The organism is Collinsella sp. An271 (assembly GCF_002159695.1).
GTDB classification, from domain to species: Bacteria; Actinomycetota; Coriobacteriia; order Coriobacteriales; family Coriobacteriaceae; genus Collinsella; species Collinsella ihumii.
In genome coordinates, this window is sequence record NZ_NFJE01000015.1 from 1 (window position 1) to 22,260 (window position 22,260).

General features: G+C 65.4%; 16 protein-coding genes. 1 reads left to right on the plus strand and 15 read right to left on the minus strand.

Translation table 11 applies throughout. The features are described 5' to 3' along the window. Positions 1-220: 220 nt before the first annotated feature. The 13 genes from rpoD to B5F74_RS10930 form a co-directional block, all read right to left on the minus strand. Positions 221-1,552, minus strand: a complete 1,332-nt coding sequence (gene rpoD / locus B5F74_RS10870) for an RNA polymerase sigma factor RpoD (protein ID WP_066832650.1) — start codon at positions 1,550-1,552, stop codon at positions 221-223. A 140-nt stretch (positions 1,553-1,692) separates the two neighbouring features. Then, entirely contained in the window at positions 1,693-3,690 is a 1,998-nt protein-coding gene (gene dnaG, locus B5F74_RS10875) for a DNA primase (RefSeq protein WP_087202421.1), read from the minus strand. Beyond that, entirely contained in the window at positions 3,687-4,688 is a 1,002-nt protein-coding gene (locus tag B5F74_RS10880) for a riboflavin kinase (protein WP_087202423.1), read from the minus strand. Before B5F74_RS10880 ends, dnaG begins: the two co-directional genes overlap by 4 nt. After that, complete coding sequence (gene truB / locus B5F74_RS10885; RefSeq protein ID WP_087202425.1) at positions 4,685-5,626, minus strand: tRNA pseudouridine(55) synthase TruB; 942 nt, start codon at positions 5,624-5,626, stop codon at positions 4,685-4,687. The genes B5F74_RS10880 and truB overlap by 4 nt, the downstream gene beginning before the upstream one ends. A 10-nt stretch (positions 5,627-5,636) precedes the next feature. After that, positions 5,637-6,674: a DHH family phosphoesterase gene (locus tag B5F74_RS10890; RefSeq protein WP_239283471.1), complete on the minus strand. Its 1,038-nt coding sequence runs from the start codon at positions 6,672-6,674 to the stop codon at positions 5,637-5,639. Between the two features lie 12 nt (positions 6,675-6,686). After that, positions 6,687-7,088 carry a 30S ribosome-binding factor RbfA gene (rbfA, locus tag B5F74_RS10895; RefSeq protein ID WP_066832658.1) on the minus strand — a complete coding sequence of 134 codons (402 nt, stop codon included), beginning with the start codon at positions 7,086-7,088 and terminating at the stop codon, positions 6,687-6,689. 12 nt (positions 7,089-7,100) lie between these two features. After that, a complete protein-coding gene (infB, locus tag B5F74_RS10900; RefSeq protein ID WP_087202430.1) occupies positions 7,101-9,794 on the minus strand; it encodes a translation initiation factor IF-2 in 2,694 nt (897 codons plus the stop codon). A 99-nt stretch (positions 9,795-9,893) separates the two neighbouring features. Then, complete coding sequence (gene nusA / locus B5F74_RS10905) at positions 9,894-11,144, minus strand: transcription termination factor NusA (protein WP_066832668.1); 1,251 nt, start codon at positions 11,142-11,144, stop codon at positions 9,894-9,896. Then, entirely contained in the window at positions 11,144-11,638 is a 495-nt protein-coding gene (rimP, locus tag B5F74_RS10910; protein WP_066832671.1) for a ribosome maturation factor RimP, read from the minus strand. Before rimP ends, nusA begins: the two co-directional genes overlap by 1 nt. 263 nt (positions 11,639-11,901) lie before the next feature. Further along, positions 11,902-13,326, minus strand: coding sequence for a sodium:solute symporter family protein (locus tag B5F74_RS10915; RefSeq protein WP_087202432.1), 1,425 nt, complete (start codon positions 13,324-13,326; stop codon positions 11,902-11,904). 366 nt (positions 13,327-13,692) lie between these two features. Further along, a complete protein-coding gene (gene leuS, locus B5F74_RS10920) occupies positions 13,693-16,260 on the minus strand; it encodes a leucine--tRNA ligase (RefSeq protein ID WP_087202434.1) in 2,568 nt (855 codons plus the stop codon). 589 nt (positions 16,261-16,849) lie between these two features. After that, positions 16,850-17,866, minus strand: a complete 1,017-nt coding sequence (locus tag B5F74_RS12270; protein WP_143753869.1) for a hypothetical protein — start codon at positions 17,864-17,866, stop codon at positions 16,850-16,852. Positions 17,867-18,312: 446 nt separating this feature from the next. Next, positions 18,313-19,824, minus strand: coding sequence for an IMP dehydrogenase (locus B5F74_RS10930; RefSeq protein WP_087202439.1), 1,512 nt, complete (start codon positions 19,822-19,824; stop codon positions 18,313-18,315). A gap of 219 nt (positions 19,825-20,043) precedes the next feature. Between B5F74_RS10930 and B5F74_RS10935 the strand changes: the two genes are divergently transcribed. After that, positions 20,044-20,376, plus strand: coding sequence for a LysR family transcriptional regulator (locus tag B5F74_RS10935; protein WP_066832689.1), 333 nt, complete (start codon positions 20,044-20,046; stop codon positions 20,374-20,376). A gap of 97 nt (positions 20,377-20,473) precedes the next feature. Here B5F74_RS10935 and B5F74_RS10940 read toward each other — a convergent pair whose 3' ends face one another. Both B5F74_RS10940 and B5F74_RS10945 read right to left on the minus strand, forming a co-directional pair. Further along, complete coding sequence (locus tag B5F74_RS10940) at positions 20,474-21,049, minus strand: manganese efflux pump MntP family protein (protein WP_087202441.1); 576 nt, start codon at positions 21,047-21,049, stop codon at positions 20,474-20,476. A 72-nt stretch (positions 21,050-21,121) separates the two neighbouring features. Further along, positions 21,122-22,213, minus strand: a complete 1,092-nt coding sequence (locus B5F74_RS10945) for a PLP-dependent transferase (protein WP_087202443.1) — start codon at positions 22,211-22,213, stop codon at positions 21,122-21,124. Between the last annotated feature and the right edge of the window lie 47 nt (positions 22,214-22,260).

The window sequence follows — 22,260 nt, forward strand, 5'->3', positions numbered from 1 at the left end:
AGCTCAATGGTAGAGCCCGCGGCTGTTAACCGCGTTGTTGTAGGTTCGAGTCCTACTCGAGGAGCCAGAATCCAACGCCCCGTCAGCCCAGCTGGCGGGGTTTTTCTTTACCGCACCACCATGCAAGCAGGGGGACGTACCTTCCGCTTGCATTTCTGCAAGCGGAAGGTACGTCCCCCTGTTTGCACTAAAAAGCCCCCGGGTTGCGGGGGCTTTTCTGCTAGCTTTCGATGTAGTCCTTGAGCTTGCTCGAACGGCTCGGGTGGCGAAGCTTGGCCAGCGTCTTGGACTCGATCTGGCGAATGCGCTCGCGCGTGACACCGAACTCGCGCCCGACCTCCTCGAGCGTGCGCGGATGGCCGTCGACGAGACCGAAGCGCAGTTCGATGACCTTGCGCTCGCGATCGGCAAGCGAGTCGAGCACCTGGGTGAGCTGCTCCTGAAGCATGGAGAAGCTCGCGGCATCGGGCGGAACCTCGGCGTTGGAGTCCTCGATGAAGTCGCCCAGCTGGGAATCCTCTTCCTCACCGATAGGCGTCTCGAGCGAGACAGGCTCCTGGGAGATCTTCTGGATCTCGCGCACGCGATCGGCGCTCATGTCCATCTCGGCGCCGATCTCCTCCGGCGTCGGGTCGCGGCCCAGGTCCTGCAGCAGCTGGCGCTGCACGCGGACGAGCTTGTTGATGGTCTCGACCATATGGACCGGGATGCGGATCGTGCGGGCCTGGTCCGCGATGGCGCGCGTGATCGCCTGGCGGATCCACCACGTCGCATAGGTGGAGAACTTGAAGCCCTTCTCGTAGTCGAACTTCTCTACCGCGCGGATCAGACCGAGGTTGCCCTCCTGGATGAGGTCGAGGAAGAGCATGCCGCGGCCCACGTAGCGCTTGGCGATGGAGACGACCAGGCGAAGGTTCGCCGAGATCAACGCCTGCTTTGCCTCCAGGCCCACCTGCTCGACGCGGGTCAGGCGGCGCATCTCGGCGCGCGTCAGCTCGATCTCGCCCGCCTCGGCGGCCTCGAGCTTGTTGGTGGCGTCCAGGCCGGCCTCGATCTTCATGGCCAGGTCGACCTCGTCTGCGGCGGTCAGCAGGTCAACCTTGCCGATCTCCTTCAGGTACATGCGGACCGGGTCGCCGGTGAGCATGACGGTGGACGCGTCGATGCCGCGCGCGCGGGAGCGGGAACGCGAGGTGCGGACGCGCGACTTGCGCTTGGTCCGCGCCGAGGCCATCTCGGCGTCGGCGTTCTTGGCTACCTTGATCTCATGGTCCTCAATGCTCTCGTCGCCCAGCTCGTCGTCATCCAGCACATCGGAGTCGCCGATATCGAGGGACGTATCGTCATCGTCCCCGCTGGCGGAAATGACTTCGATGCCATGGTCGCGCAGGCTACGGTAGACGGAGTTCAGCTGTGCATCGGACACATCGACATCTTTGAGCGCGATCTGGATATCGTCTTCGGTGACTGAACCGGACCTTGAGCCTTGGTCCAGAAGCTTATCGAGGTACGAATTGAGATCGGCACTCGTGCTTTCGGTCTTCTTTGGCACAGATTCTCCCTTCATGACACAGGACTCTCAACTTTAGCACAACGTTCTATACCCGCCTAGCCGAATATCGTGCATCCGTCAAGTATTTTACGGATATACGGCATACGGCACGCAGGCTGAAGGCGGACGGGTTCATGCGATCACGACCCGAGGGTTCGGAACGGGTCGGCAACGCCCTCGACGGCGCGTTCGAGCTCGCGCACGCGCGCCGCGTCCTGCGTGGCCTTGATGGTCATGTCGCGCCGCTCCTCCGCGCTCAGGGTGCGGTCTGTTCGCAGGCGGGCCTGAGCGGCGCGCATGCGGCGGCGAATCGTGTAGAGCTCGAGCGTGTCGAGCAGAAACTCGATGTTCGTCTCGGTGGGGTGGGCGCTCGTCGCGTCGATCGTTCCCGCGCTCACCAGCTTTGACGCCTCGGGGCAGACGCTGCGCACCGAGCTCATCACCTCGGGAACCGGCGTCCCCTCGGGGGTCGCGAGCACCGCCCACGCGATCGTCTCGTTGCGCGGGTCGATCCACGAAATCTCGGTGATGCGGTCGGCAAACGCGCGAAAGCTGTCGGGGTAGCTCGCGAGCAGGCAGACGAGTTCGCGCTCGCCCGCAAGCGAGCGGCGCTCGAGCTCGGTCAGGGCCGCCGCGGGCTGCGACGGCGCCGCGGGCGCGAAGGACGCGGGCGCCGCCTGGGCCTCGACGGGCACGTAGTCGTAGGGCTCCTCCTCGACGGGAGCGCCCTCCCATGCGTCCATGGCCTCAGGCGCCGGCGCGACCGGACGCGCGTCTCCCCCGCGACGGTCCGATACCACCCGCTGGGCGCGCTCGCGGTTGCGCTCGCGCGTCTTGGCGTTCTGCTCCTCCTGGGCGACCTGGCGGAACACCTTGGTCGCCGACTGGCGCACCATGTCCACGTCGGCCCCCAGGCGGTCTGCGATCTGCATGTAGTACGTGTCGATCATGTAGCTGTCGCGCAGCGGGTAGATGAGCCGGCACGCGTCCTCGAGCGCACGTGCCCGCCCGCCGGGCGTCGACACGTCGCTGCGGTCCTCGAGCTTGCGGAACACGAAGTCCATGAGCGGCTCGGCGGCATCGAGGAGCGCGCGCAACTCCTCCCCTCCCCGGTCGCGCAGGAAGTCAGCCGGATCCAGGTCGTCGGGCAAGATGACGCAGCGCAGGTCAACCGAGCCGGTCTCGACGAACTGGATGGCGCGCTCGGCCGCCTTCTGGCCGGCCGCGTCGCCGTCGAACAGGTAGACGATGCGCTTGGCAAAGCGGGTCAGCGTCTTGACGTGGTGCTCGGTGAGCGCCGTGCCGAGCGTCGCGACGACGTTTTTGATCCCCGCCTCCCAGCACGCGATCGCATCGGTATAGCCCTCGACCACGATCGCCTCGTTGGCCGCGACGATATGCTCCTTGGCCCAGTTGAAGCCGTAGAGGTTGCGCTTCTTATGGAAGACTGGGGTCTCCGCGGTGTTGAGGTATTTCGGCTCGCCCGCACCCATGATGCGTCCGCCGAACGCGATGCAGCGCCCCTGCTCGTCGAAGATGGGGAACATCACGCGCTCGTAGAAGCGGTCCGCGAGATTGCCCCGGTCGCGCCTGATCGCCACGTTGGCGTCGACCATCTCGCGCGGGGTGAAACCCTTGGACGAGAGGTGGGCGACGAGCGTCCCGCGCCCCGGGGCGAAGCCCAGCCGGTAGCGCTGGCAGATATCGGAGCCCAGGCCGCGCGAGGCGAAGTAGGTGCGGCCGCGCCCGTCCTTGCCGCGCATGAGCATGGTGTGGTAGAACGCGCACGTCTCCTCGCACACGTCGATGATGCGGGTGCGCTTGGTGCCGCGGCGCGCCGTGGGCGCGTCGTCGGCGATCTCGATGCCGGCCCGATCGGCAAGGTAGCGGATGGCATCGGGAAACGTGAGGTTCTCGCGCTTCATGACGTAGCTGAAGACGTCGCCGCCCTCGCCGCACCCGAAGCAGTGCCACACCTGCGTCGCGGGGATGATGTGGAACGACGGGGTCTTCTCGCCATGAAAGGGGCAGCAGCCCCAAAACTCCTGGCCGCGGGGGCGGAGCTCGACGGTCTCCTGGACCAGCTGCACCAGGTCGGTCGCCGCGCGCACGCGCTCGCGGTCCTCATCGGAGATCATGCGATACACACCCCGCTTTCACCGTATTCGTCCCGGATATCTTGGATATTACCCATCACGGTGTCGATCAGCTCGCGCTCGGAGCCAAAAACCCGCGAGTCGCGCAGGCGGCGGCAGAAGGCGAGCGAGACGGCCGAGCCGCGCACGTCGCCCGAGAAGCCGATCAGGTTCGCCTCCAGCTTCGAGGCGCCGGGGAGCCCAGCGAAGGTCGGCGGGATGCCGACGTTCACCGCGGCGGGCCACACGACGCCGTCGAGCTCGGCCAAGCAGGCGTACACGCCGTCCTTAGGCCACACGAGCCCTGCGGGAACGGCGATGTTCGCCGTCGGGAACCCCATGCCGGTGCCCTGGCCGCGACCCGAGCCGACCGTGCCGCGCATCATGAAGCGGCGCCCCAGCTCGGCGCGCGCGTCCTCGACGAGCCCCTCGGCCAGCAGCGCGCGGATGCGCGTCGCCGTGACCGCGGAGCCGTCGGCGAGCACCAGGCTGTGGCCGGTGACCTCGATGCCGCGCGCAGCGCCCCACGTCCGCATGACCTCCACCGTCGAGGCGCCCCCGCGCCCCAGGCGAAAGTCGCAGCCCACGTGCACGGCGCGCACGTCCATGACGGGCGACAGCACGTCAGAGAAGAAGGCGACGTGGTCGAGCGCCGCGAGCTCGCGCGTGAACGGCACCACGACGACGGCATCGACCCCACTGGCGCGAAGCGCAAAGAGCCGGTCCTCTCGGAGCATGAGCTTCGGGGCCGGACCCGGCCCCACGATGCAATCGGGATCGGGGTCGAAGGTGACCGCGCAGGCGCGCATCCCGCGCGCGCGGGCGTCGGCGATGGTGCGGGCGATGAGCTTCTGATGCCCGATGTGGAACCCGTCGAACGCCCCGATGGCGATGACGGCGTCGCCGAGCGGCTCCGCGGCGCCGTCATCGAACCTAATGAGGGCCGCAGGCCCGTCCTCGCGCAGGAAGTCGCGGCGCAGCTCGCGCACCTCCGGCATCATGGGCGCACCCCACATATGGGCTGCGGAAAGACGTCGGACATCGCGATGCGCCCCGCCTCGATGCGGCCGAGCGCCCGCAGGGCGCCGCCGTTCACGAGCGCGACCGTGTCGCCCTCGCCCACCGCCCTGTCGGCCGTCGCCATCAGGCCGCCGGGCAGCTTCCTGCCGCAGGCGATGTCGTCGAGATGGCGCCCCTCGACCGCGATGGCGGGCACGCCGAGGACCTCCACGGGGTCGAGCATCTTCGCGCGCGCCGTCTCGGGCGACAGGTCGTCGAGCGACACGCACGAGGCGAGCGTGACCGAACCCGACGCCGTGCGGCGCAGCGACGAGACGTGGGCGGCGGCATCGAGCATGCGGCCCAGGTCGCGCGCCAGGGCGCGGATGTAGGTCCCCTTGCTGACGGTGTAGGCGACGGTCCACACGGGCGCGCCGTCGACCTCGCTCACCGAGATCAAGGTGGCGGCGCGCACCTCGATGGGCCGCGCCGGGAGCTCGACGGCGTCGCCCGCGCGGGCCCGCTTGTAGGAGCGAACCCCTCCCACCGAGATGGCGGAGAAGGCGGGGGGCACCTGCATCTGCGGACCGACGGTGGAGGCGAGCGCGCGTGCGGCCGCGGCGGCATCGAACAGCTCCGCGGCGGGCTCGACGGTCCGCGTCGGCTCCCCCTCGGCGTCGTCGGTATTGGTCTCGAAGCCGAACGTCACGTCGGCGATATAGCTTTTGGTGTCCTGCGTGATGCGGCCGAGCAGGCGCGTGCCCTGACCGAGCCCCAGCACCATCACGCCCGAGGCGAGCGGGTCGAGGGTGCCGGCATGCCCGATACGGCGCTCAGAAACGGCGCGCCTCGCACGCGCAACGACGTCGTGCGAGGTGCAGCCCTGAGGCTTGTCGACGGCAAGCAGCAGGTTCAAATCGGAAATTGTGCGTTTTGCCATAAACGTCCTGTCACAGCTCGACGTGAAGACCCGCGGCGCTCTCCCCCACCAGCTCGCAGAGCATGGGGAGCGCATCGTTCAGGGTCTCGACGATACTGCCCTCGTAGGTGAAGCCCGCCGCCGCCACGTGACCGCCGCCGCCGAAGCGGGCGGCGATGCCCGAGACGTCCAGATCGCATTTGGAACGCAGGTTGCCGCGCACCCTGTGGCAGCACTCGGTCTCCTTCACGAACAGGCAGACCTCCACGCCGCGCACCGAGCGGACCACGTCAACCAGGCCGTCGCACTCGTCGGCCGTGACCCCGTAGGAGGTCAGGTCGGAGGCGTAGGCGTAGCTGTAGGCGACGCGCCCGTGCGCGACGGTGTGGATGCGACTCATGACGAGCGATTCGAGCTTGAGGTACTCGAGCCGCTGGCTCTGGTAGACCTCGAGCGCGATCAGCGAGGGGTCGGCGCCCGCGTCGACCAGGCGCGCCGCGCAGGCGAATGCGGCGGGGTCGGCGTTCTGGTACTGGAACCGGCCCGTGTCGGTCATGAGGCCGCACAGCAGGCTGGTCGCGGTGGACTTGTTGCAGGGGATGCCCGCCCACGCGAGGAACTCCTCGATGAGCACGGCCGTCGCCGCGGCAGCCGGACGGCGCACGCAGACGTCGGCGAACTCCTCGCGCGCCGGATGGTGGTCGAAGCACACGACGTTGCGGGACCGCTCCACCACCTGGACGGAATCGGCCAGGCGCTCGAGCGTGGGGCTGTCGACGGAGATGAACAGGTCGGGTGCGCACGCCGTGTCGGCGGCGCACACGAACCGTTCCGATCCTGCCATGAACTGGTAGATGCGCGGCACGCAGCCGCGATCGGCCAGCAGGAAGACGACGTCCTTTTTGGGATAGCGCTCGACCAGGGCCATGCCTAAGCCGAGCACCGACCCCAGGGCATCGCCATCGGGCGAGGTGTGGCCCGAGATGGCGATGCACGACGCGTCCTCGATGAACTTGAGGATGCGCTGGTAGTCGTTCACAAGATCAGGCGAAAGCGCCTCCTTGCACATGCCCATCGAGACTCAGGCCTCCTCATCGCTCGCGGGCTGGATGGGATAGCCCTCCTCGTCCTTCTCGACCGCCATGGTGGCCGGGACGTTCTCGAGCGCACGGGCGATGGCCTCCGCCTCGTCGGTGGACTGGTCGATGCGGAAATCGAGCTCGGGTACCGTGCGCCAGTCCAGCGAGCGGGCGAGCAGGCTGCGGATGCGGCCGCGGGCGCTCTCCAGCGCCTCCATGACCTCGCCGTAGCGTTCCCGGTCGCACGAAACGTAGACGCGCGCGTAGGTGCGGTCCACGCTGACCTCGGCGCCCGTGAGGGTCACGAGGTCCAGGCGCGGATCGGAGATCTCGAACAGCAGGATGTAGCCGAGCTTCTCGCGAAGCTGCTCTCCGGTGCGTCGGGTAGCGGCTGTCTGCTTCAACGTGCGCCTCCCTTACTCCGTACGGGCGACCTCGACGACCTTGTACGCCTCGAGGATGTCGCCCACCTTGATGTCCTGGAACTTCTCGATGCCCAGGCCGCACTCGTAGCCGGCCTTGACGCTCTTGACGTCATCCTTGAAGCGGCGCATGGAGGCAAACGAGCCGTCGAACACCACGACGCCGTCGCGGACGACGCGCACGGAGTCGGTGCGCTCGATCTCGCCCTCGGTGACCATGCAGCCGGCGATGAGGCCGACCTTGGGCACGCGGAAGGTCTCGCGGACCTCCGCCTCGCCGGTGCGGACCTCCTCCTCGGTGGGCTTGAGCAGGCCGACGCGGGCGGCGTCGATGTCCTCAATCGCCTTGTAGATGATCGAGTAGGTCTTGATCTGCACGTTCTCCTTCTCGGCCAGGTCGCGCGCCTTGCCCTGCGGGCGGACGCCGAAGCCGATGATGATGGCGTTCGAGGCGGCCGCGAGCACGACGTCGGTCTCGGAGATGGCGCCGACGGCGGAGTGGATGATGTTGATGCGGACCTCGGACTGGTCCATCTTGCCCAGCGCGTCAGCGAGCGCCTCGATGGAGCCCTGGACGTCGGCCTTGACGACAAGGTTGAGCTCGGCGAGCTCGTTCTCGCTCATCTCGGAGAACAGGGTCTCGAGCGTGACGTGCTTGACCTTGTTCTGCTCCTCGATGCGCGCCTTGAGCGAGCGCTGCTCGGCGAGGTCGCGCGCGTCGCGCTCGTCCTCGAAGACGCGGAACTCGTCGCCGGCGGCGGGCACGGAGTTCAGGCCCAGGATCTCGACGGCGTCGGAGGGCTTGGCCTCCTTGACGTTGTTGCCGTGCTGGTCGAGCATGGCGCGCACGCGGCCGTAGCTCATACCCGCGACGAGGGTGTCGCCCACGTGCAGGGTGCCGCGGTTGACGAGCACCGTGGCGACGGGGCCGCGGCCGCGGTCGAGCTTGGCCTCGATGATGTAGCCGGAAGCGAAGGTGTCGGGGTTGGCCTTGAGCTCGAGGACGTCCGCCTGGAGCAGGATGGTCTCGAGCAGGTCGTCGATACCGGTCTTCTGGCGCGCCGACACGTTCACGAACATGTTCTGGCCGCCCCACTCCTCGGGTATGACGCCGTACTCGACGAGCTCCTGGCGCACGCGGTCGGGGTTCGCATCGGGCTTATCGCACTTGTTGACGGCGACGACGATGGGGACGCCGGCTGCCTTGGAGTGGTTGATGGCCTCGACGGTCTGCGGCATGACGCCGTCGTCCGCAGCAACGACCAGCACGACGACGTCGGTGATCTTGGCGCCGCGGGCGCGCATGGCGGTGAACGCCTCGTGGCCCGGGGTGTCGACGAACGTGATCTGGCGCCCGTTGATCATGACCTGGGACGCGCCGATGTGCTGCGTGATGCCGCCGGCCTCGTGGGTCGCGACGCCGGTGTGGCGGATGGCGTCGAGCAGGCTCGTCTTGCCGTGGTCGACGTGGCCCATGACGGTGACCACCGGCGGGCGGGGCTTCAGGTCCTTCGGGTCATCGTAGAAGCTGAAGGTGTTCTCCTCCTCCGGCGTGACGATCTTGATCTGGCGGCCCAGGTCGTCGGCGACGAGCTCGACGAGGTCGTCGGACATGGACTGCGTCATGGTGAGCGGCGTGCCCAGCAGGAACAGGCGCTTGATGATGTCGTTCGGGGAGACGTCCAGGGCCTCTGCGAGCTCCTGGACGGTGACGCCCTGGGAGACACGCACAGCGTCGAGGTCCTCGGGGTTCACGCCCTGGGCGAGCGCCTCCTCGATCTTTTTCTCCTCGCGCATCTGGGCGGCCTCGCGCTCGCGCTTCTCCTTGCGCTTCTTGCGGCGACCGGTCGACTCGCGGCTGGCCTCCTCGACGGCGGCGCGGGCCTCCTCGAGGACGCGCTCGCGGCTGTACTCCTCGGCCTCGCGAGCCATGCGGGAGTAATGGTCGTTATGCTGATCGGCCTGCTGGCCGCCGCGGCGCTTCTTGCCGCCGCGACCGGCCTTCTCGGGAGCGGGGACGTCCATGCCGGCGGGCACGACGGGCGCGCTGTTCGAGCGGCGGCTGCGCGGGGCGCTCGCGGCGCTCTCGGCGGGGGCGCCGCCGCGGCGGTCGGACTTGCGGCCGCGACCGCGCTCGGCGCGCGGGGCGTCGGCGTCGGCCTTCTTCTTGGTCTCGGCCTCCTTCTTCTCCTTCAGCACGACCTCCTGCTGCGCGATCTGGTCGAGCAGCGAGCGGAAGCGCGACCCGGAGTCAGAAGCGGGCACCGCGCGGCGCTTGGCCTCGAGCTCGGCCTGGCGGGCGGCCTCGGCGGCACGCTCGCGCTCAGCGCGCTCGGCCTCTGCGGCGGCGGCGCGGGCGGCCTCCTCGGCGGCCATGGCGGCCTGGGAGAGACGGCGCTCCTCCTCGCGACGGCGCTCGGCCTCGATGCGCTCGGCCTCGGCGGCGGCGGCCTTCTCGGCCTCCTCGCGCTCAGCGGCCTCCTTCTCGGCCTGCTTCTGCGCCTCGATCTCGGCGGCGCGGGCCTCTAGCACCGGCGCGAGCTTCTTTTTCACCATGGAGACATACGCGTCCTCCAGGGCGCTCGACGCGGACTTCGCGGGAATCTTCATCTCCGCGAGATGGTCGAGCAGCTCCTTGGACGTCATTCCAAATTCCTTGGCAAGGCTAGATACGCGTACTTTTGCCATATGCCAAATCACCTACCTCTCGGGCGCCTGGCGCCCTCACAGCAATCCAACGGGTCGATCTCGGGTGCGCCCCGCGACGCGGGCGGGACGCGCTACCCGTTAGATGAGGTCCTCGGCATCCTCGATGGCGTCCTCTCCGAACCCTTCGGGATCATGGACGCCGCAGAAGCGAGAACCGGGACGCGCCTGGTTGCGGCAGCGCACGCCGTCGGAGCTCACGTACGCGCAGCGCTCGGGCTCCTCGTCGGAGAGCAGGTCCTCCGCCGGCTCGGGAGCGACCGGGACGTTGCGCAGGATGTCGGCGGCGAGCGACTCGCTCTTGATGTCGATGTGCCAGCCCGTGAGGCGGGCGGCGAGACGGGCGTTTTGGCCCTCCTTGCCGATCGCGAGCGAGAGCTGGTCGTCGGGCACGATGACGCCGGCGTAGTTCTTCTCCTCGTCGATGAGCACGCGCGTCACCTTCGCGGGCGACAGGGCGTTGCCGACGTAGACGGCGGGATCCTCGTCCCACAGGATGACGTCGACGCGCTCGCCGCGCAGCTCGGACACGACGGTGCGCACGCGGCTGCCCTTGGGGCCGACGCAGGCGCCCACCGGGTCCAGGCGGTCGTCAAGCGAGCGGACCGCGACCTTGGAGCGCTGGCCCGGCTCACGCGCGATGGACATGACCTCGACGGTGCCCTCGTAGATCTCGGGGACCTCGAGCTCGAACAGGCGACGGATGAGCGCCGGGTGCGTGCGGGAGATGACGATCGGCGGACGGGAGTGCTCGCCGCGCACGGGCTGCACGGTCGAGTTCGGGTCGCGCACGTCGATGATGACGGCCTTGATGCGCTGGTTGTGCATGTAGCGCTCGCCCATGGGGCGCTCGTTGCGCTCATTCTCGTAGCGGCGCTGGTCGAAGTGCGGCAGCTCGGCCTCGACGCCCTCGCGGATCTTCACGATGGTGAAGTCGGGGGTGGACTGCAGCACGGTGCCGGTGATGATGTCGCCGATGCGCGACGAGAACTCCTCGTAGATCTGCTCGCGGGCGGAGTTGCGCACAATGGCGTTGATCTCGGCCTTGGCGTGCTGCGCCGCGATGCGCGAGGTGTCCTTGGGCGTGACGTCGATCTCCTCGAACTCGGTGTAGTTGCCCTCTTCGTCCATGGAGTCGTCGATGGGGATGAGCTTGTAGACGTAGATCTTGCCCGTGGAGCGGTCGATGGTGACCTTGGCGCCCCAGTCGAGGTGGAGGATCTCGGCGTAGCTCTTGGCCAGCGACTGCTCCAAGCGGTCGATGAGGTAGAGCTGATCGATATGCTTCTCCTGGCACAGCGCCATGAGCGCTTCCATCATCTCCGATGCCATTACTTATCACCCTTTCCGCCCTTGAAGTCATACACCGGCTTCAAGGCACACTTCTTCACGTCTCCATGGGGAATCGAAACCTGCTCGCCATCCTCGAGCTCGAGCGTCACCGCCTGCTCGTCGGTCGCCGCGATGGTCCCCTTGAACTTGCGGCGGCCCTCCGTGGCCGTGGTCACGAGCTCGACCGCGCTTCCGATGTAGCGCTCGAAATCGGACGGTCGACGCAGCGGGCGCGCCATACCGGGGCTCGAGACCTCCAGGGTGTAGGAACCCGAGATGGGATCGAGCTTCTCCACGGCATCGCTCACCCATGCGTTCTGCGCAGTGACCTCATCGAGCGAAATGCCCTCGCCGTCCAGGCGGTCGATGCGAACGCGCACGCACGGCGCCTTGGTGGCCCCGACGATCTCGACGTCGACGATGTCGATGCCGTGCTCGGGCGCGACCGCCTCGAGCGCGTCGATGATGTCCTGCTCCAGCTTGCTCTTGACCATGCAACACCTCCCCATACAGAAAAAAGAAGCGCGGGCGAACCCGCACTCCTTTTTCATTACAGCTTCAATTGCCGCCCAAGCATATCATAAGCTGGCCAAATGTGCGCAAATGCCCGCTGAGCGGCAGTTTTTGCGCCGATTTCCTCCGCAAATTGCACACATAACGACTCGGCGAACGGCGGTTTTCCGGCGTGATGGCGACGAAAAAAGCCCCGCTCTGACGAGCGGGGCTCGAGGGGAGTCATCTGCACGATGACGGTCTTCTACTCCTCCAGGTAGGCGGACGGAGCCGCTGGCACGCCGCGCTTCCACTCGATGGCGTTCACGACGAAGAACACCACGACGGAGACGAAGCAGCCGAACACGACGGGCAGGATGCCGAACAGGAAGTCGCCGCCGGACAGGAACTGCCAGAACAAAAAGCCGATGGTACCGCCGACCAACGAGATGATGCCAGAGTTCTTCGTGGCGTTCTTGACCACGAGGCCCAGGCCGTAGGCCGCAAACGGGCCGGCGCAGCGGATGCCGAAGGCGAACGTGTTCATCGTCACGATCGGGACGCCGAACATCGAGATGCCGATGGCGATGAGGGCGAACACGACGTTGCACGCGCGGGTGTAGAACACCTTCTGCTTATCAGTGAGCTCGCGGCCGCCGAACTTGAGGTACAGGTCGTTCATGATGATGGTCGACATGCACAGCAGGTTGGAGTCGGCAGACGACATCGTGGCGCAGATGATGGCCGCACAGACGATGCCCGCCACGAACTCGGGCGCATGCGAGGTCGTGACCTCGAGCATGGCGTTGGCGCCCTCATTCGGAAGACCGGGCATGGTGGCCGCGGCGCACAGGCCGAGCAGCGTCGGGAAGAAGGCCATGGCGGCCATCAGGACGGCGGACAGCCAAGCGGCGTGCGTGGCGGTCTTCTCGTCCTTGGCGGACTCGAAGCGGGAGACCATCTCGGGACCGGCGAGGAACGTGCAGAAGTAGTTGAATATGTATCCGATGATCGTCACGACGCCGATGGTCGTGAAGTCGAGCTGAGCCGGAGGCAGCGCGGAGGAGACGGCCTCCCAGCCGCCGCAGCCCTCGATGACGAACGGCGTCGCGATGGCGAGGCCGACGAGGATGACGCAGAACTGGATGAGGTCCGCCACCTGGTCGGCGACCATGCCGCCGAACGTGGTGTAGAAGATCACGACGAAGCCGGCGGCGACAAGCGCCACGTTCGTGGGGATGCCGAGCAGCGTGGACACGACGCTGCCGGCAGCGGCGATCTGCGAGGAGGTCAGGCAGAACAGCGAGAGCACGGACAGCACGGCGGTGATGGAGCTCGACACGTTGCCGAAGCGACGGCCGACGACCTCGGGGATGGTGACGGCCATGGTCTTGCGGATCTTCGGCGCGAAGTACGCGAGCGGGATCATCGCGATCGACGCCGCGAGCACGTACCAGACGGCGCTGATGCCCCACTCACCGTACGCGCGCTGCGCGAGACCGGTCGTCGAGCCGCCGCCGATGTTGTTCGCGGACAGCGAGAATGCGACGAAGAACAGGCCCATTCGGCGGCCTGCGACCATGTAGTCCTCGCTGTTCTTGATGTTGAGCTTGCCGACGATGAAGCCGATGCCCAACATGACAACCAGGTACACCACCACAATTACCAGTGCTTGTGTTTGCAGGTGCATGTTTGTCCCTTCTCTCCCCTTTTCCAAATCGGACAACTTCTGGAGCAATAAAAGTTTATTGGACCAGATGAGAAAAGAATATCACGCACGCTTCGCGGCCCTTGAGCTGGACCGCGAATTTAACTGTTAACTTATGCGAACGGTAGGAAATGGCAGGCGAATAGTCTGGAAGGCTAACGGACTTTCCGTTTTGGTCGTATGAGACAAAACCGGCCCACCCTATGCATATCGGGGACATGCAAATTTGGGGACGTACCTTCCGCATGCACAAGTGCATGCGGAAGGTACGTCCCCAAATTTGCATGGAGCGGGCCGAGCCGGCATAAAAAAAGCGCCCCGCCGATGGCGGGGCGCTCACTGGAGGTGCTATTTCACCACGAGGTTCACGAGCTTGCCGGGCACGCAGATCGCCTTGACGATCTGTTTGCCCTCGAGCCACTTGCCGGCGACGGCGACGGCTGCCTCCTGCATCTGCTCGGTCGTAGCGTTCGTCGGGACCATGGCGTGGGCGCGCATCTTGCCGAGCACCTGGACCGCGATTTCGACCTCGTCCTCGACCGTCTCGGCGAGGTCGAACTCCGGCCAGCTCGCCGTGTACGCGTAGCTGTCGTGGCCGAGCGCCGCGTGCCACAGCTCGTCTGCCCAGAACGGGCAGATCGGCGCCATGACCGACACGATGTCGGTCGCGACCAGCTGGCTCAACGCCCCGTCGAGCTCCTCGCCCGCGTTGATGTAGGCGCTGGCGGCGTTCACGAGCTCCATGATCGCGGAGATGGCGGTGTTGAACTGCTGGCGGTCGAAGTCCTCCGTGCACTTGGCGATCGTGCGGTGGCGCTCACGGTAGAGCTTCATGGCTGCGGGGCTGAGCACACCCTTGTCCAGCTTCGCAGAAGCGTCCGCGGCGTTGGCGAGGGTCCACACGATGCGCCACGCGCGCTTGAGGAAGCGGTTCGCGCCGGCGACGGCGTCGGGATCCCAGTCGAAATCCTTCTCGGGCGGGGCGATGAACAGGATGGCGAGGCGCATGGTGTCGGCGCCGTAGGGCTCGATGACGCTCGAGGGGGGCACCACGTTGCCCTTGGACTTGGACATGGTCTCGCCGTTCTCGTCTTTCACCATGCCCTGGCACAGCAGGTTGGTGAACGGCTCGTCCACGTCGAGCATGCCCATATCGCGCAGCGCCTTGGTGAAGAAGCGCGAGTAGAGCAGGTGCAGGATCGCGTGCTCGATGCCGCCGATGTAGTTATCGACCGGCATCCAGCGGTCCGCCGCCTCCTTGGAGAACGGCAGCTCCTCGTTATGCGGGTCGCAATAGCGCAGGTAATACCAGCTGGAGCACGTGAAGGTGTCCATGGTGTCGGTCTCGCGGCGCGCCGGGCGGCCGCAAACCGGGCAGGTGGTCTCGTAGAACTCGGCGCACTCGGCAAGGGTCTCGCCCGCACCGAGGTCGAGGTTGTCCGGCAGCATGACGGGCAGTTGGTCCTCGGGAACCGGAACGATGCCGCAGTGCTCGCAGTGGATGGCCGGGATGGGGTTGCCCCAGTAGCGCTGGCGGGAGATCAGCCAGTCGCGCAGGCGGAACTCGACCTTGCGGCGGCCGGTGCCGGCGGCCTCGAGGTCGGCCACGATCGCGGCCTCGCCCTCGGAGTGCTTGCCTCCGCGCATGCCGGTGTACTTTCCGGACTGGACGAGCGTGCCCTCGGCGGCGTGCGCGCAGTCCCAGTCGACGGTCTCGGCATGATAGGTGTCGATGGACTCGCCGGACTCCTCAAGCGCGGCAAGCTCGTCGTCCATAAGGATGATCGGCACGATGGGCAGGTCGTACTTGCGGGCGAACTCGAAGTCGCGCTGGTCGCCGCAGGGCACCGCCATGACGGCGCCGGTGCCGTAGTCGGCAACCACGTAGTCGGCCACCCACACGGGGACCTTGGCGCCCGACACGGGGTTCACCACGTAGCGGCCCGTGAAGGCGCCGTGCTTCTCGAGGGTACCCTGGGCGCGCTCGACCGCGGAGATCTTCTTCGCGCCCTCGACGATCGCCATGACGTCGTGCTCGTACTCGGTGCCTGCGACCAGGTCGTGCAGGCCCTCGTACTCGGGAGCGAGCAGGAAGAACGTGCAGCCGAACAGCGTGTCGGCACGCGTCGTGAAGACGGTGATCTTGCCCTCGTCGCCGCAGATGGGCTCGCCGTCGGCGTCGCACAGGGTGAAATCGACCTCGGCGCCCTCGGAGCGGCCGATCCAGTTGGCCTGCATCTGCTTGACGCGCTCGGGCCAGCCGGGCAGCTTCTCGAGGTCGTCGAGCAGCTCCTGCGCGTAGTCGGTGATCTTGAAGTACCACTGCTCGAGGTCGCGCTTCTCGGGCTCGGAGCCGCAGCGCCAGCACTTGCCCTCGGTCACCTGCTCGTTGGCGAGAACCGTCTTGCAGGTGGGGCACCAGTTGACCGGGCTCTTCTTGCGGTAGACGAGGCCGCGCTCCCACATCTTCTCGAAGATCCACTGGCCCCAACGATAGTAATCGGGGCTGCACGTCTTAACCAGACGATCCATATCGTAGGAGAAGCCCATGCGCTTCATCGTGGCGAGCGCCTGGTCCATGTTCTTGTAGGTCCATGCGCCGGCCTGCGTGTTGTGCTTGATGGCGGCGTTCTCGGCGGGCAGGCCGAACGCGTCGAAGCCGATGGGATGCAGCACGTCGAAGCCGCGCATGCGGGCCTGGCGCGCCATGGCGTCGCCGATGGTGTAGTTGCGCGCGTGGCCCATGTGCAGGTCGCCCGACGGATACGGAAACATCTCAAGCACGTACTTTTTCGGCTTGTTAGGATCGGTGTCCACCGCGAAGACGTTGTCGCGGTCCCACGCCTCGATCCACTTGGTCTCGATCGCCGCGGCGTCGTACGCGGGGATCTCCTTATGGTCGGTGCAGTCGCACATATACGGGCTCCTTTACGGCTTGGCGAATCTTCTAAAATACGGGGTCGGCACGATGCCGGCCGCCCATATGGCTAACTCGACAATTCTAGCAAATCGGCCGCATGATGGAGCGTGATCATCGAGGCCACCGATTCACAACGCCACGTGGCGCACCCGCAGCATCTCGCGCGACGCCTTGGAGGCCGCTCCCCTGCAGCATCTTGCGCACGTCACATGGTTCAGCAGGACTGGGTTTTATCAAGTTCGGAAGACGAAAGGGGTACACAGACGGCTTACTATCTCTGAAAAACCGAAGTTTTGAGCGATCGCACACTCAAGTTGACTAAAACGGCATAAACGGACATGGCATTTTTGCAGGTAGACTGCATGCCGCTTCGGATGGTCGATGCGCTTTCAGGGCCTTTGAAAATGTGGTCGCTCATAACCTCGTTTTTTCAGCGACTCTTTCGATTCAAACTACCGGACGCAAGCGCACCCCGGTTGATACACCCCCGCGATTGCCAGAAAAGAATGCGCTGCCACCGAAGCAATCGAGTCGGCCCATACAGCAAGCCGAGGTGATTAGTGCCCATATTTTGGAAGGTCTCGCTCAGTAACCTGGACCCTTGAACACAAACCGCTTCCATAAGTCATCCTGACGAAAGCGAAATCGAGCGAGCTGCATCCTTCCCTCCTCGCTCTCGCGAGATACGCGCAAGGTTGGACGTGCAGCGAGTTTCAGCACACGACGAGCCCGCTCCCCCATGAGTACCAGATAATCGAAATCTTCGAGATCCGATGTGGTAATCGAATAATGAACGATCGAATCGACCGTGGCAATCGCATTCGCTCGACGACGGTCATCAAGCAGCTTGGCGTCCCCTTCGTGAACCGAGACGCTATCGTAATCAAATGCAACGTCCCGCCGAGCACCGGACTTACTCACCGAGGTCAGCAGGATATCGGGATAGCGCTCTTCGCTCTGAGGTTTACCGAATAGATCGCGTCCCGTAAATACTTTGATACAGGGATTTAGTCTAACAGTTCCCAGCTTCATCCCACCGAGGGCTGGGGGAAGCCCGTAGAACATGGCAAGCCCCGATTCCTTGGGAGATCGGGAATGCTCGAGCACGTAGGGCAATGCGATTCTTGCTTTTCGTGCCCCGTATAACGAACCCGCGCGCTCGAGAAATCGTTCGATGCGGGAAACCGATGTCAGTGGTACATCAGGACAAGATCTGGTAACGATGCCGCCGGCTCCCAACGGCTCAATTCGATAATCGGAACACAATGCCATGCCCGCATAGATAGCACCAAGCTTGTCTGATGTGGCCGCCATGTGCACGAACGTGAGCTCAGGGTTTGTGATATAGAGGGAAAGGTCGTCTATACCACTAGGTATCCCGATGAGCGAACCCTGGGGTAACGAATCGCGACATACATGGGCGTATACCCTCTTGCCCCTCCTGCGCAGCAGCGGATCATCGGTCAAGAAATCCAAAGGGATATCCTCAAGATCGAGGAACCATTGCAGTTTGCGAATGACCTCATCGCTCGGAATGCTTGCATGGGCCAGGGATGCGCGCAGCGATCGAGAGCCGATTTCTCTCGGATTCTTATGGCGCATGTACCATTTTGTAGCCGCAGTATGTCCAAGTACGCATTTCATGCTGCGAGCATATCATATTGGCATAGTACATACAATATATGTATCTCAGAATATTTGCTACGGCAGGAACCCTACGACAGGAACTCATTCAGAAGAAAGGTGGTTGCGGCCAAGAGGGTCACTGAAAAAACGGGGATTTGAGTGCCCGCGCATTCAAGTGGATCAAAACGGCACAAACGGACATGATCTTTATGCAGGTAGACTGCATGCCGCCTCCGGTGGTCGATGCGCTTTCAGGGCCTTTGAACCTATAGGCACTCATACCCTCGTTTTTTCAGAGACCCTCTAGGCCGCAACTACCTCTGAAGACAACGACGCGCCTTGCGCGACTTTCCGCACAAGGGCGCGTCGTAAGAAACGACCTATCCGTGAAAGCGAATCCCGAAGGAAAGGCCCACCGAGGCTTAGTTGTAGCTCACCGTCTGCTGGGAGTCCTTCACGACGACGTCGTGCGCGCCGCCCTCGACGATGGAGGTGGAGGAGACGAGCGTGAGGCGCGCCTTGTCCTGGAGCTCCTTGATGGTGAGCGCACCGCAGTTGCACATGGTGGACTTGATCTTGTACAGCGTGGCGTTCACGCCGTCCTTGAGGGAGCCGGCGTAGGGCACGTAGGAGTCGACGCCCTCGACGAACGCGAGCTTCTGCGCGCCACCCAGATCGTAGCGCTGCCAGTTGCGGGCGCGCGCGGAGCCCTCGCCCCAGTACTCCTTCATGTACTGGCCGTTGACGTTGACGCGCTCGGTCGGGCTTTCGTCGAAGCGGGCGAAGTAGCGGCCGAGCATCATGAAGTCGGCGCCCATGGCGAGCGCGAGCGTCATGTGGTAGTCGTAGACGATGCCGCCGTCAGAGCACACCGGGACGTAGATGCCGGTCTCCTCGAAGTACTCGTCGCGCGCGCGGCACACGTCGATGAGCGCGGTGGCCTGGCCGCGGCCGATGCCCTTGGTCTCGCGGGTGATGCAGATGGAGCCGCCGCCGATACCAACCTTCACGAAGTCGGCGCCGCAGTCGGCCAGGAAACGGAAGCCGTCGGCATCGACGACGTTGCCGGCGCCCACGCGCACGGACTCACCGTAGTTGGCGCGGATCCACTCGATAGTGCGCTTCTGCCACTCGGAGAAGCCCTCGGAGGAGTCGATGCACAGCACGTCGGCACCGGCCTCGACCAGCAGCGGCACGCGGGTGGCATAGTCGCGCGTGTTGATGCCCGCGCCGACCATGTAGCGCTTGTTGGCGTCGAGCATCTCGTTGGGGTTGGACTTGTGGCTGTCGTAGTCCTTGCGGAACACGATGCCGACCAGGTGGTCGTTGTCGTCGACGACGGGCAGGGCGTTCAGCTTGTTGTCCCAGATCACGTCGTTGGCCTTCTTGAGGGTGATGTCCTTGTCGCCCACGATGAGCTTCTCGCGCGGGGTCATGAACTCGGAGACCTTCTTGGAGTGGTCGTCGCGACTGGGACGGTAGTCGCGGCTCGTGACGATGCCGAGCAGGCGGCCGCGGGAGCTGCCGTCATCGGTCACGGGCATGGTGGAGTGACCGGTGCGCTCCTTCAGCGCCATGACCTGCTCCATGGTCATGTCGGGCGTGAGGGTGGAGTCGGACTCGACGAAGCCGGCCTTGTGGTCCTTGACCGCCTTGACCATCGCGGCCTCCTGCTCGGGGGTCTGGGAACCGTAGATGAAGCTCAGACCGCCCTCGGTCGCCAGGGCAACGGCCATGTCGGGGCCGGAAACGGACTGCATGATGGCAGAGACCATCGGGGTGTTCAGATTGATCGCAGACTCCTCGCCGCGCTTGAAGCGCACGAGCGGGGTCTTGAGCGAAACGTTTGCAGGGATGCACTCGGAAGACGAGTAACCCGGGACCAACAGATACTCGGAAAATGTATGGGACTCACCGGGGAAGAACATTGCCATAGATACTCCTTCTTTCGAGTAGGGTGCGATCGAGCCTCGCGCACAGCGGCGCGAAAGCCCATGCCGCACGGTTTCGCCGATGAACCGGATGGCGGCCGGTTCGCGGCTATTGTAGAGCAATCTCCGCTGCTACAATGCAATTTGTAGCATCTTCACGCGGATTGTGCTCCGCGAAGAGCAAAATCGCAGCAGGGGCTTTACCCGAGGGGAGCGAGCGATATGGCGATCAAGGCACGGGCGCGTCTCACGTTCGTAAGCGACGACAATCTACCGGGCGCGTTCGGACAGGGCATCGCCCTCCTGATGGACGGCGTCGAGGAGGAGCATTCGCTCAACCGCGCCGCCAAGCGCATGGGCATGGCGTATTCCAAGGCGTGGCGCATCATCAAGGAGGCTGAAGGCCAGCTCGGCTACGAACTGCTCGCCCGCGACGGCGCGCGCGGATCGACCCTGACGCCTGAGGGCAAGCGCGCGCTCGAGGTCTACTGGAGCATCAAGCAGGAAGTGACCGAGATCCTCGAGCGCCGCGTACACGAGCTCGAGCTCGGATAGCGCGACAGCTCGACAGGGCAAACGTCACCCCCGGCAAGGCGTGCCTCGCCGGGGGTGACGTTTGCGTCGTGTAGCTGTCGCGCGGGACGGCTCTCCCCTATCCCAAAAACGCCTTGATGCCGATCAGGATGAGCACGATACCGCCCACAACCTGGGCGCGGGCGCCAAAATGCTCGCCCAGCTTGCGCCCGATGAGCAGCACGGCGAGGCAGCACGCGAACGTCGTCAGCCCGATAGCGCCGCCGTACAGCACGATATCCTTGCCGCTTGCAGCGAACGAGACGCCGACGATGAAGGCGTCGATGGAGGTCGCAACGGCCTCCATGCCGATGGTGGGCCACGTCAGGCGCGAAGAGCTGCAGCTCTCGGGCTCGCGCATCTCGTGCACGGCCTCCCAGACCATCTTGCCGCCGACGAAGCCCAGAATCACCAGCGAGACGATGCCCGCATAGGCTTCGATGAGCGGGGCGACGAGCGTGCCGCCGAAAAAGCCCGCGATGGGCATGCCCATCTGGAACAGCGCGAACGCGACGGGCATAGCGAATTTCTTCGAGCGCGGCATGTCCGGCTCGCACAGAGAGTTTGACAACGTGACGGCCATGGCGTCCATGGCAAGCGCGACGCCCAAAACGAGCGCCTCGACCAGATTGGCGGCAGAAAAGGAATCGACCATGACATCCTCCCCCGATGTTGTGGTCTTGTTGGTTCAGCTATGGAGTTGTGGAGCGGCTCGACCGCGCGCGCATCAGGCGTGGGGAGGATTGCAGTACAAGCGCATGGCCTGCTCGAGGCTGTCGACGATATCGATAGGATCGTCAAGGCCGGCGAACAGGCGGATATAGTGCGATTCGTCTCCGCACAGCGGGGACAGGCGCGTGGCGCGGCCGCCTGCGGGATGGTCGCGATGGGACGCCGCGCACCGCTTGATGAACGTGCCGGCGCACATCCGCTCGGCCAGCTCGAAATCGACCGCCGGGCCGAATCCGTGCATGAGCGTACGCGCCGCGACGTCGTGGTCGGGATGGGACTTGAGCCCCGGATAGCATGTCTGCGGCACCAAGGGATGGGCCGCGAGGTACTCGGCGATGACGCGCGCATGGTCCGTGTGACGCTGCATGCGCTCGCCGAGCGTCTGCAGGCCCTCGCTGATGATGGCGAGGTCGGCATCGTCCACATTGAACACGAGCTGGGAGAACTCCCCTCCCAGGCGCTGCGCGAGCAGGCAGTACGCGCGATGGGCGAGCTCGTCCGTGCGGCGCTTCCTCCCCTTGCCGGAAACGGAGCGCGCGACGGCGATGGCGACCGCCTTGGCATGCAGGGCGCCGCCGGCGACGCGGTCGAGCGCCTCGAGCACGATGTGGGCGCCGAGAGAAAGCGGCTGGCAACCCCATGCGGAGGCCACGGTGTTGTCGACGATGAGGATGGCGCCGGCCTCGCGCGCCGCCTCGGCGAGCACGCGGATGTCGGGGACGCGAAGGCCGCGGCAGCCGATGGAGTTCACGAGCCAGAACAACCGGTCATAGCGGGCGCCCGCGCCGTCGGCGTAGGACGCGTGTCCCTCCTTGGGGCCTCCGGCAGCGGGATGGGCGGACGAGCGGGTCGCGTCGAGGAACGCCTCGGGCGTCTGGTCCATCGCAAACGTCAGGACGCCGTTTCCGAAATGGTGAAGGTACGCATCCGTGAAATCGTTCGCACGGACCACGAGCCGGTCGGACGGGCCGATCAACCCGAGCTTCGCGATAGTCTCGGGGACATGGCGAGCGCGAACGAACCAAGCGGAGCGCGCCCCCTGCAGCGATGCATAGGCCTCGGCGAGCCCCTTGAATGCCTCGGACACGTTCGACCAACCCCCTCCTTACGACGTGTGTCAAGTATACCTGTGGC

What these genes read in the sequence shown, in the direction of transcription:
- truB (WP_087202425.1), bottom strand. Translation starts at nt 5,626, where the DNA reads ATGGCAAAACGCACAATTTCCGATTTGAACCTGCTGCTTGCCGTCGAC.
- dnaG (WP_087202421.1), bottom strand. Translation starts at nt 3,690, where the DNA reads ATGATCTCCGATGAGGACCGCGAGCGCGTGCGCGCGGCGACCGACCTG.
- B5F74_RS10935 (WP_066832689.1), top strand. Translation starts at nt 20,044, where the DNA reads ATGGCGATCAAGGCACGGGCGCGTCTCACGTTCGTAAGCGACGACAAT.
- B5F74_RS12270 (WP_143753869.1), bottom strand. Translation starts at nt 17,866, where the DNA reads ATGCGCCATAAGAATCCGAGAGAAATCGGCTCTCGATCGCTGCGCGCA.
- B5F74_RS10880 (WP_087202423.1), bottom strand. Translation starts at nt 4,688, where the DNA reads ATGATGCCGGAGGTGCGCGAGCTGCGCCGCGACTTCCTGCGCGAGGAC.
- B5F74_RS10915 (WP_087202432.1), bottom strand. Translation starts at nt 13,326, where the DNA reads ATGCACCTGCAAACACAAGCACTGGTAATTGTGGTGGTGTACCTGGTT.
- infB (WP_087202430.1), bottom strand. Translation starts at nt 9,794, where the DNA reads ATGGCAAAAGTACGCGTATCTAGCCTTGCCAAGGAATTTGGAATGACG.
- leuS (WP_087202434.1), bottom strand. Translation starts at nt 16,260, where the DNA reads ATGTGCGACTGCACCGACCATAAGGAGATCCCCGCGTACGACGCCGCG.
- B5F74_RS10940 (WP_087202441.1), bottom strand. Translation starts at nt 21,049, where the DNA reads ATGGTCGATTCCTTTTCTGCCGCCAATCTGGTCGAGGCGCTCGTTTTG.
- nusA (WP_066832668.1), bottom strand. Translation starts at nt 11,144, where the DNA reads ATGGCATCGGAGATGATGGAAGCGCTCATGGCGCTGTGCCAGGAGAAG.
- B5F74_RS10930 (WP_087202439.1), bottom strand. Translation starts at nt 19,824, where the DNA reads ATGGCAATGTTCTTCCCCGGTGAGTCCCATACATTTTCCGAGTATCTG.
- rimP (WP_066832671.1), bottom strand. Translation starts at nt 11,638, where the DNA reads ATGGTCAAGAGCAAGCTGGAGCAGGACATCATCGACGCGCTCGAGGCG.
- B5F74_RS10890 (WP_239283471.1), bottom strand. Translation starts at nt 6,674, where the DNA reads ATGTGCAAGGAGGCGCTTTCGCCTGATCTTGTGAACGACTACCAGCGC.